The sequence below is a fragment of the Comamonas sp. B-9 genome, assembly GCF_000410635.1.
In the GTDB taxonomy this organism is placed as follows: Bacteria; Pseudomonadota; Gammaproteobacteria; order Burkholderiales; family Burkholderiaceae_C; genus Comamonas.
This window is the reverse complement of the sequence record NZ_KE148578.1, coordinates 1-9,775: the sequence shown is the minus strand read 5'-3', so window position 1 is coordinate 9,775 and position 9,775 is coordinate 1. Positions and strand designations below refer to the sequence as shown.

Sequence of the window (9,775 nt, the reverse complement as noted above, 5' to 3'; positions counted from 1 at the left end):
GGCTGGGGGGGGGGGGGGCGGGGGCCCCAGCCGGTCTGGCCGACGGCACCGATCTCGTCGCCCTTGCCTACGCGCGCGCCTTGCTTGACGGCGATGCGGCTCAGGTGGGCGTAGACGGTTTCGTGCTTGTTGCCGTGGTCGATGTAGATCACATTGCCGTAGCCGTTTTGCACGCCGGCAAAGGTCACCAGACCGTCGCCCACGGTGCGCACCGGCGTGCCTTGCGGGGCTGCCAGGTCGGTACCCTTGTGGGCCGACCAGGTCTTGTGGATGGGGTGCACGCGCATCGCAAAGGCGCTGGAGACGCGGGTGTACTTGACCGGCGAGCCGATGTAGCTGCGCTCGCCGCTTTCGCCGGCGAAGTTGTAGTAGGCACCCTTGTCCTTGGGCGAGTCCTGGAACCACAGCGCCTCATGGGTCTTGCCGTTGTTGCGGAACTCGGCACTCAGCAGGCGGCCGGTGCCCAGCACCTCGCCATCGGCTTCCAGCGTTTCATAGACCAGCGAGAAGCGGTCACCGGCGCGCAGCGCACGGCGGAAATCTATCTTGTCGGCAAACACCTCGACCATCTGGTTCGAGACGTTGTCAGGCAGGCTGGCTGCATCGGTGGCCGCATACAGCGAGCTGCGGATGATGCCACCCGACAGGCGCGTGCCATGGGTCAGCGGCAGGAATTCGGTCAGGGTGTCGAACTTGCCATCGGCCTTGCGGATGCTGAAGCGCTGGAACACATCGCTGCTGTCACCGGCCCAGCGCACCGTGAGGGTGGTCAGCTCATGGCTTTGGGTGGTCTCGGCGGTGATCTGGCGGCCGGCCTTGCCAATGATGGCGCTGCGCGCCTTGGCATTGCTGCGGATGAAGGCCGCGGCTGCCGGGTCCGCCACGCCCAGGCGGCGCAGCAGGGATTCGGGCGTGTCGTTGCTGCGCACCTCATCGGTGCGGTACAAAGAAAAACCTGGTCCGTCGACCAGGTCTGCGATCGAAATGTCCGAAGCCAGCGACTCGACGGGGTATTCCACGGTCTGCACTGGCATGTCGGACGGATTGGGGCCCAGCTCAGCCACGGCAAAAGCGGCGCCGCCGCCAGTCATCAACATGACGGCGAGGGCTGCAGCGAGACGCTTGGGGTGTGCTTGGGCGGTATTGACCAGCTGGCGAATGACGAGGCTGCCAGCGGTGATGAATCCGTTGTTCAATGTTCCATCCCGGTTATGGATGGCCATCTTGCCGGCTGCGTAGTCGGAGCCAAAACAAACCGCGTCTGCAGGCGCGGTAGGGTGTTTTTTAACAAGATGGCACAAAAAAACTTCATGAGCAGCGTTCGCGGGTCTGGATGAAGTCCCCTTGGGACATCGTCTGACAGACGCGGCTAGAATAAAACGCTGCAACGCAAGGGACGCAGTATAACGCCCTCGGCTTTGCTGGCAACCTGAGAAACCCCATATGAATCAATCGACTGTTACAACTTACCCTGTTACCGACCGTGTGCAAGAGGCTTTGCAGGTAAGTCTGCGTGGGGTGGATGAGCTGCTGCCACAGGAGGAATGGGTCAAAAAACTGGCCAAATCCGAGGCGACGGGCGTGCCCCTGCGCATCAAGCTGGGCCTGGATCCCACCGCCCCGGACATCCACATTGGCCATACCGTGGTGCTCAACAAGATGCGCCAGCTGCAGGACCTGGGCCATACCGTGATCTTCCTGATCGGCGATTTCACCACCCTGATTGGCGACCCTTCGGGCCGCAACAGCACCCGGCCGCCGCTGACTGCCGCGCAGATCCAGGTGAATGCCGAGACCTACCGCGAACAGGCCTACAAGGTGCTCGACCCGAGCAAGACCGAGCTGCGCTACAACAGCGAGTGGTGCGACAAGCTGGGCGCGCGCGGCATGATCGAGCTGTCGGCCAAGTACACCGTCGCGCGCATGATGGAGCGCAACGACTTCCACACCCGCTTCCACGAAGGCAGCTCGATCAGCCTGCACGAGTTCCTCTACCCGCTGCTGCAGGGCTATGACTCGGTGGCGCTCAAGAGCGATCTGGAGCTGGGCGGCACCGACCAGAAGTTCAATCTGATGATGGGCCGCCATCTGCAGGCCGAGTACGGCCAGGAATCGCAGTGCGTGCTGACCATGCCGCTTCTGGTGGGCCTGGACGGCGTGCACAAGATGTCCAAGTCCAAGAACAACTACATCGGCATCACCGAAGACGCCAACACCATGTTCGCCAAGGTGCTGTCGATCTCGGACGACCTGATGTGGGACTGGTTCACCCTGCTGTCTTTCATGGGCTTGCCGGAAATCGCCGCGCTCAAGCTGGAGATCGAAGGCGGCCGCAACCCCAAGGACGCCAAGGTACTGCTGGCCAAGGAAATCACCGCACGCTTCCACAGCGCGGCTGCAGCCGAGGCGGCCGAGCAGGATTTCATCAACCGCAGCAAGGGCGGTATCCCGGACGACATCCCCGAAGTCGCGCTCAGCGGCGCGCCGCTGGGCATTGGCGCCCTGCTCAAGCAGGCCAACCTCGCCCCTTCGACCAGCGAAGCCAACCGCCTGATCGACGGCGGCGGTGTGCGTGTGGACGGCGTGGTGATCGAAGACAAGGGCCTGAAGCTACCCGCTGGCACCTTTGTCGTGCAAGTGGGCAAGCGCAAGTTTGCCCGCGTGACCTTGGCCTAAAGTGGGGTTTGCCGGGCTGGTCTGGCTTGGCTGGCTGTTTGATCAAAGAGCCGCTTCCCTTGGTGGGAGAGCGGCTCTTTTTTCTGATCGCCTCTTTTTGACAGCTGCTGGCATGCGCCAGTCAGCAGGGAGACCTGGACCCTGTAATTCTGGCTCCCAGCCCCAGCGGCTGAGCCACCAGGCGGCCTGCAGATTTACTGCAGCTCGATCTTGGCCTGGGTCGCAATGCGCTTCCACAGCGCAATCTCATCGGCCTGGAACTGGCGCATCTGCGCCGGGCCGCCGCTCATTGCCGTGGCGCCCAGGTTGGCATAGAACTGCTGGGTTTCTGGCTCGGCCGCAATCTGCATGAACCAGCCCGCCAGCTTGGCGCTGGTGTCCGCCGGCGTCTTGCTGTTGACCATCGCGCCCACCCAGGTGTAGGCCTCGATGCCGGGCAGGCCCGCTTCACGGGCGGTGGGCACATGGGGCAGGGCGGCCACGCGGCTGTCGGAGGCGACGGCCAGGCCCGTCAGCCGCCCGGCCTTGATCAGCTCCTGCACCGAGGTAGCCTCGGCAAAGGCGTAGTCCACCGTATGGCCGGCCACAGCCGTGGCGACCTCGCCCGCGCCCTTGAAGGGCACATGCACGGTCTGCACCTTGGCCACATCGTTGAACAGCTCACCCATCAGCTGGTAGCCGGCCGAGCCCGCGCCAAAGTTGATCTTGCCGGGGCTGGCCTGGGCCTTGGCCACCAGATCCTTGAGCTGCCTGGTATCGGCATCCCCCGGCGCCACGACGATGGCCGGGGCGCGCATCATCATCGTCAGCGGTGCAAAGTCCTTTTGCGGGTCATAGGGCAGCTCCTTGAACAGCGCCGTGTTCACCGCCAGGGTGGAGTTGCTGCCGATAAAGACGGTGTAGCCATCCGCCGGGGCCGACAAGGCCTGCTTGACCGCTATAAAGCCATTGCCGCCGGGCCGGTTCTCCACCACCACCGGCTGGCCGCTGAGCTGCTGCAGCTTTTTGGCGTAGTAGCGCGCCGAGGTATCGGTGCCGCTGCCCGGCCCAAAGGGCACGATGAACTTGATGGGCTTGCTGGGAAAGTCCTGGGCCTGCAGCGCCGGGCTGGCGGCGCCCGCGAGCAGCGCCGCACACAGCGCCAGCGCCTGCCGGCGGCCAAAACGAGGGTTGAACATGGCTGTCTCCTTGTGTCGTTATAGGTGGCTGCCTGCGGGCGTGGAACGCGCATGCAGCCGCTTTGACTGTAGGGAGGGTGCTCAGGCTTGTCTAATAGTGAATTGGCCGGGGCTGAGAGCACAGGCGTATCAGCGCGCGCCTTATCCAAGCGGCAATCAGCTGCCGGTGGTATCCCCAATCGCCGTGCGCGTGGCGGCGGCCTGCAACTGCAGCCAGGCGCAAAAGGCGGTGACTTCGGGGCGTTGCTGGCTGCGCGGGCCAATGATCAGCCAGTAGGCGAGGGGGGAATCCATGCGGTATTCGGGCAGCACCTCGACCAGATCGCCATTGGCCAGCGCATCGGCCACCAGTGGCATGCGTGCCAGCGCCAGGCCCTGGCCGGTCAGGGCGGCTTGTGCGATCTGGTGCGCGTAGTTGAGGTACAGCCAGCGTTTGGGTTGCAGATTGCCGCAGCCGTGCAGCTCCAGCCAGCGCTCCCAGGTCAGCCAGTCCAGGTGCTGCAGGCGGTGGGCGTCGCCTGCCTCGATCAAGGTGTGGCGAGCCACGTCGGCGGGTTGGCTGATGCGCGGGTGGCTTTGCAGCAGCCAGGGGCTGGCGACAACGGCCAGTTGCTCGCCAAACAGGCGCTGCGCGTTGGCGGTGGCGTGCTGGGGCAGGCTGTAGCGCAGCGCCAGGTCCACATCCGAGGTTTCCAAGTCGAGGACGTTGTCGGTGGCATCGATGCGGATGTCGATCTCGGGGTTGTCGCGCTGAAAAGCCTCCATGCGCGGGATCAGCCACATCGACGCAAAGCTGGCCCAGGTGGTGATGGCCACGCTCTTGCGGCCACTGGTCTGGCGGATCAGGCGCACGGCCGAGTCGATGCGCTCGATGGCCGGCGACACGGCGCGCTGCAGCTGGGCGCCAGCGCTGGTCAGCTCCACCGCGCGGGTATGGCGCAAAAACAGCGCAATGCCGACCTCGTCTTCCAGCGCCTGGATCTGCCGGCTGACGGCCGACTGGGTCAACGCCAGCTCCTCGGCAGCGGCGCGGAAGTTCAGGTAGCGAGCTACCGCTAGAAAAGCGCGCAGATGGCCCACGGCGATGGGCCGGGTGCGGAGCAGGGAAGGCGGCAGAGGCAGGTCTGGCATGGTGGAGGCACTGTAGCAAGAAGTACACACTGCGCCAGGGTGTATGCCCGGGGCAGGCCAACCATCATGCTCCTGCTTCGATAGCTGCCGCTGGCTTGGTGTGGCCTTGTGGCTGCGGAAAGACCAAAACCTAGGGTAAACCATTAATGCTGCGGCTGCATCGATCGGCCTTGTTTTATTCATTGGACGCAGGCGCTGCCCAGGCGCAAGATACGCATATCGGGTAAACCCTAGGATCGAAACGAGACCAGGGCCCTGCAAAGGAAAACACCATGGCAATGTCTGCATCTCATGTTCTGTCTGCTGGCTCCATCGCTGCGCGCCCCGCGCGTGCCAGCCGCGCTGCCTCGGCCGCTGCCGAGATGCGCATTCTGCCCACCGGCAAGGCCATCAGCTTTGTGCCCCAGCGCGATACTGTGCTGCGCATCTCCGAAGGCACCGCCTGGGTCACCCTGGGCCTGGGTCTGAGCAACGAAGCCAGCCTGCAAGCCGGTGACCTGGTGCTGCACGCCGGCCACACGGTTGTGCTCAAGGCCGGCCAGTCGGTGGTCATCGAGAGCAAGCGCCAGCATGCGCTGGTCTACCACTTCCCCAAGAACCAGGGCGGCCAGCCCAACCTGGACGAGCAGCCCGCACGCTGGTTCACGCGCTTCCAATGGGGGAAGACCGACGGCAGCATGCTCTACAACATATAGAGTGACTGACACAGCCCTTGATACGTCGTTGTCCAGCCTTGTCGTACGTTTGTACTGCCTGCGGCTGAACGCCTCGTCTCAACCGCAAACCTTCGGTTTGCTGGGCTGTCTAAGTCCCTCATTCGAACACTTGCCCACAACAGCCTGCCTTGCGCAGGCTGTTTTTTTGCCCAAAGACAGTGGCGGTGGCGGAAGCTGAAAGCCTGTAGAGCGCGATAATCACAGGGTTTTGTCTTTTAGAGGCGGTGCCCGGCGCCGCCTCGCTGATCCACCATGACCGCTCCACTCGACATCATCATCATGGCCGCCGGCAAGGGCACGCGCATGAAAAGCCGCCACCCCAAGGTGTTGCAGAAGCTGGCCGGGCGCGCGCTGCTGCAGCATGTGCTCGATACCGCTGCCCAGCTGCAGGCCCGCTCGGCGGTGGTGATCACCGGCCATGGCGCTGACCAGGTGGAGGCGGCGATAGGCCAGACCAGCGCCGGCATCAGCCAACTGGCCTTTGCGCGCCAGGAGCCGCAGCTGGGCACGGGCCACGCGGTGCAGCAGGCGGTGCCGTTGCTGGCCGATGAGGGCATGGCGATTGTGCTGTCCGGCGATGTGCCACTGACGCAGGCGGGCACCTTGCAGGGCCTGCTTGATGCCGCAGGCAGCGACCGCATGGCCCTGCTCACCGTCAACATGCCCGACCCCACGGGCTACGGCCGCATTGTGCGCAATGCCGAGGGAACGGTGCAGCGCATCGTCGAGCAAAAGGATGCGAATGCGGACGAGCGCGCGATCACTGAGGTTTACAGCGGCATCATGGCCGTGCCGCTGCGCCGGCTCAAGCCCTGGCTGGCCCAGCTGAACAACCACAACGCCCAGAGCGAGTACTACCTGACCGACATTGTGGCGATGGCCGTTGCCGATGGCGTGGCCGTGGAAGGCCATTGCATTGCCGATGTGCTGCAGGTGGCCGGCATCAACAGCCCCCAGCAACTGGCCGAACTGGAGCGTGCCCACCAGATGCGTAAGGCCCAGGCGCTGATGGCCCAAGGTGTGCGCATGGCCGACCCGGCCCGTTTTGACCTGCGCGACGATGCACGCGGCGGCAAGGCGCAGCTCATCTGCGGCCAGGATGTGGAGATCGATGTGGGCTGCATCTTTGGCGGCCAGGTGCGCATTGGCGACGGCGCGCGCATTGGCGCCTACTGCCATATCAGCAATGCCGAGATTGCCGCCGATGCGGTGATCCACCCGTTTACCCATATCGATGGCGAGGCTGCGGGCGCCCTGGTGGGCGAGGGCGCGCTGGTCGGGCCCTTTGCCCGACTGCGCCCTGGTGCCCAGCTGGGCAAGCAGGTGCACATCGGCAATTTTGTCGAGGTCAAGAACTCGCGCCTGGCAGATGGCGCCAAGGCCAACCACCTGGCCTACCTGGGCGATGCCGAGGTTGGCGAACGGGTCAACTACGGCGCGGGCAGCATCACTGCCAACTATGACGGCGCCAACAAGCACCGAACCGTCATCGAAGCCGATGTGCATGTGGGCAGCAACTGCGTGCTGGTAGCGCCGCTGACCATTGGCGCCGGTGGCACCGTGGGCGGCGGCTCCACCATTACCAAGAGCACGCCGCCGGGCGCCTTGAGCGTGGCGCGCGGCAAGCAGGTCAGCATTGCGAACTGGGACCGGCCGCAGAAGAAAAGCTAAGCGCCTCTTCTAGAACCGGCGCTGCCCAGCAGCCTTAGAAATCCACCGACGCCGACACGACAAAGGTGCGCGGCACCATCGGCGATACCGCGCCCCAGGACGTGACCCCTGCCCATGCATTGCGGTCCGCCAGGTTCTGCACGGTGGCGCGCAAGGTGGTCTTGCGGTCGGCGATGCGGGTGGTGTAGCGCAAGCCCAGGTCGGCACGGGTCCATGCCGGAATGCGCAGCTGGTTGGCCTGGTCGGCATACTGGGCGCCGGTGTAGGCCAGGTCGGCGATCAGGCTCAGGCCCTGTAGCGCAGGCACATCCCATTCCAGCCCCACATTGGCCAGCAGGCGCGAGGTGCCGATGGGCCGGTTGCCCACCAACGCGGCGCTGGCAGCGCGGGTGATCTCCGGCTTCAGCACCGTCAGGCCACCCAGCAGGCGCAGGCCCTTGGCGGCCTCACCATAGGCGTACAGCTCCATGCCCAGGTTGCGCTGCTCGCCATTGCTTTGGTAGACGCCCTGGTTCAGCCCGCCGCTGGGTTTCTCGATGCTGAATAGTGACGCGGTGGCCATGAAGCTGCCCAGGTCGTACTTGCTGCCGATCTCGTACTGGCGGCTCTTGTAGGGGCGCAGCACTTCGCCGTAGTTGCTGGCTGAGGGTGGCGCGATATCGCCCTTGCTCAGCCCTTCGATGTAGTTGGCATAGAGCGACCAGTGGGGCGCCTGGCGCCAGACCACGCCCAGCGCGGGCGTGGTGACCCGCTCGTCATAGACATTGGCGGTGGCGCCGGTCAGCGCATTGAAGTTGGTCGATTTGATCACCTGGTGGCGCAGGCCCAGGGACAGCTGCAGGCGGTCGTTCAGCAGCCCCACCGTGTCGACCAGCGCCAGGCTGGTGTTGCGGTTGTCATGGATGCGCGGAATGACGCTCGGCCGGGCAATGCTCTGCGGGCTGTTGGCAATGGGCGCATAGATGTTGGACTGGATCGTGCTGCCCGCTTGCAGCGCGCGGTGGAACTCTTCGCGGTAGCTGGCCAGCTGCAGCGTGACCGAGTGCTTGACCCCCGCCAGCGCAAAGCGGGAGCGCAGGCCGGCATCGATGGTGCTGCGGTCCACATCGAACACCGCATAGGTGGGGGTGCTGCTGGTGGCGCCGGAGGCCGAGGTCAGGCGCGGGGCCGAGTCGTAGAGGCGGTCCACATCGGCGCGCGACTGCCCCAGATTGGCAAACACGGTGAGCTGCTCGGTCACATCGAACTCGGTGCGCAGCAGCACGGCGCGCTCGCGGTTGTCCGACCATTCCCAGGCCTGCGAGGCATTGCGCTTGCCGCTGGGGGCGGCCGGCAGGGCGCTGAGCCCGCTGGGCATGATGGGCCGGCCCACGCCGTCGATGCGCTCGTCCTGCGACAGGATATCCAAGGTGGCGCGGAACTGCGCCACTTCGTAGTCCAGCGCCAGCGCCAGCACATTGCCATTGCTGCGCTGCTGGTCCACCACGGTATCGCCCTGGTACTTGCTGGCATTGATGCGGATGCCGTACTGGCCCTCATCGCCAAAGCGCCGGCCCACATCGGCATGGGTGTTCCAGAGGCTGTCGGAGCTGTGGCCCAGGGTCAGCCTGGCGACCTCTTCATTGGCGCGCTTGGGCGCGATATTGATCACGCCGCCGACCGAGCCATTGGGCGACATGCCAAACAGCAGCGCGCCCGGGCCCTTGATGACCTCGATGCGGTCCACATACTCGGTGCGCACCCGGTAGTTGGGCGCAATGCCGTAGATGCCGTCAAAGGCGATTTCGCCGGAGTTGCCTTCCCAGATCGGAAAGCCCCGGATATAAAGGTTGTCCACATTGCCGCCGGGCAGCACGGTGTAGCGCACCGAGGGGTCGCGGTTCACCGCCTCGGCAATGGTGCTGGCCTGCTGGTCGCGCACCGCCTGGGCGGTGTAGCTGGTGGTGCTGAAGGGCGCATCCATATTGCTGGTGTTGCCCAGCACGCCCAGCCGCACGCCCTTGGCCACCTGGCCACCGGCATAGGGCGCTGGCAGCAGGTTGACATACTGGTCGCCGGCCGACACGGTGACCTGGGGCAGGGTGGGGTCCTGGGCTGGCGCAGGGGCGGGGGCAGGTGTGGGCACGCGCTCCAGGGTCAAGGTGCCGCCTGCGATGCGGCCTTGCAGGCCACTGCCCTGCAGCAGCTGGGCCAGGCCTTGCTGCAGTTCATAGCGGCCGCTGAGCGCCTGTGACTGCCGGCCCTGCACCAGCTCGGAGGCATAGGTCAGCTGCAGGCCGGCCTGGCGGGCAAATTGGCTCAGCGCAGCGGACAGCGGCTGGGCGGGCAGCTCCAGCTGCAGGCTTTGGGCAGCGGCCAGCTGCAGCTGCAGCCCCAGGCAGAGCGCAGCGCAGGCGCGGGCCA

The 9,775-nt window shown here is 65.3% G+C and carries 7 protein-coding genes; 3 read left to right on the top strand and 4 right to left on the bottom strand.

What is annotated here, in order from left to right:
• On the bottom strand, nt 1–1,196 hold a 1,196-nt coding region (locus H928_RS27600; protein ID WP_239644958.1), incomplete at its 3' end, for a M23 family metallopeptidase.
• 247 nt (nt 1,197–1,443) lie between these two features.
• Between H928_RS27600 and tyrS the strand changes: the two genes are divergently transcribed.
• Complete coding sequence (tyrS, locus tag H928_RS0112970; RefSeq protein ID WP_021026896.1) at nt 1,444–2,676, top strand: tyrosine--tRNA ligase; 1,233 nt, start codon at nt 1,444–1,446, stop codon at nt 2,674–2,676.
• 194 nt (nt 2,677–2,870) lie between these two features.
• On the opposite strand, the gene H928_RS0112965 is transcribed toward tyrS, so the two are convergent.
• Together H928_RS0112965 and H928_RS0112960 are read right to left on the bottom strand one after the other, a co-directional pair.
• Complete coding sequence (locus tag H928_RS0112965; RefSeq protein ID WP_021026895.1) at nt 2,871–3,854, bottom strand: tripartite tricarboxylate transporter substrate binding protein; 984 nt, start codon at nt 3,852–3,854, stop codon at nt 2,871–2,873.
• A gap of 156 nt (nt 3,855–4,010) precedes the next feature.
• A complete protein-coding gene (locus H928_RS0112960) occupies nt 4,011–4,985 on the bottom strand; it encodes a LysR substrate-binding domain-containing protein (protein ID WP_021026894.1) in 975 nt (324 codons plus the stop codon).
• Between the two features lie 272 nt (nt 4,986–5,257).
• Between H928_RS0112960 and H928_RS27595 the strand changes: the two genes are divergently transcribed.
• Complete coding sequence (locus H928_RS27595; RefSeq protein ID WP_084635789.1) at nt 5,258–5,680, top strand: DUF2917 domain-containing protein; 423 nt, start codon at nt 5,258–5,260, stop codon at nt 5,678–5,680.
• A 273-nt stretch (nt 5,681–5,953) separates the two neighbouring features.
• On the top strand, nt 5,954–7,372 hold the full coding sequence (gene glmU / locus H928_RS0112950; protein WP_021026892.1) for a bifunctional UDP-N-acetylglucosamine diphosphorylase/glucosamine-1-phosphate N-acetyltransferase GlmU: 1,419 nt from the start codon (nt 5,954–5,956) through the stop codon (nt 7,370–7,372).
• A gap of 34 nt (nt 7,373–7,406) precedes the next feature.
• Here the strand turns inward: glmU and H928_RS0112945 are convergent.
• Nucleotides 7,407–9,775, bottom strand: a 2,369-nt coding sequence (locus H928_RS0112945; protein ID WP_021026891.1) for a TonB-dependent siderophore receptor, incomplete at its 5' end; no start/stop codon positions are given.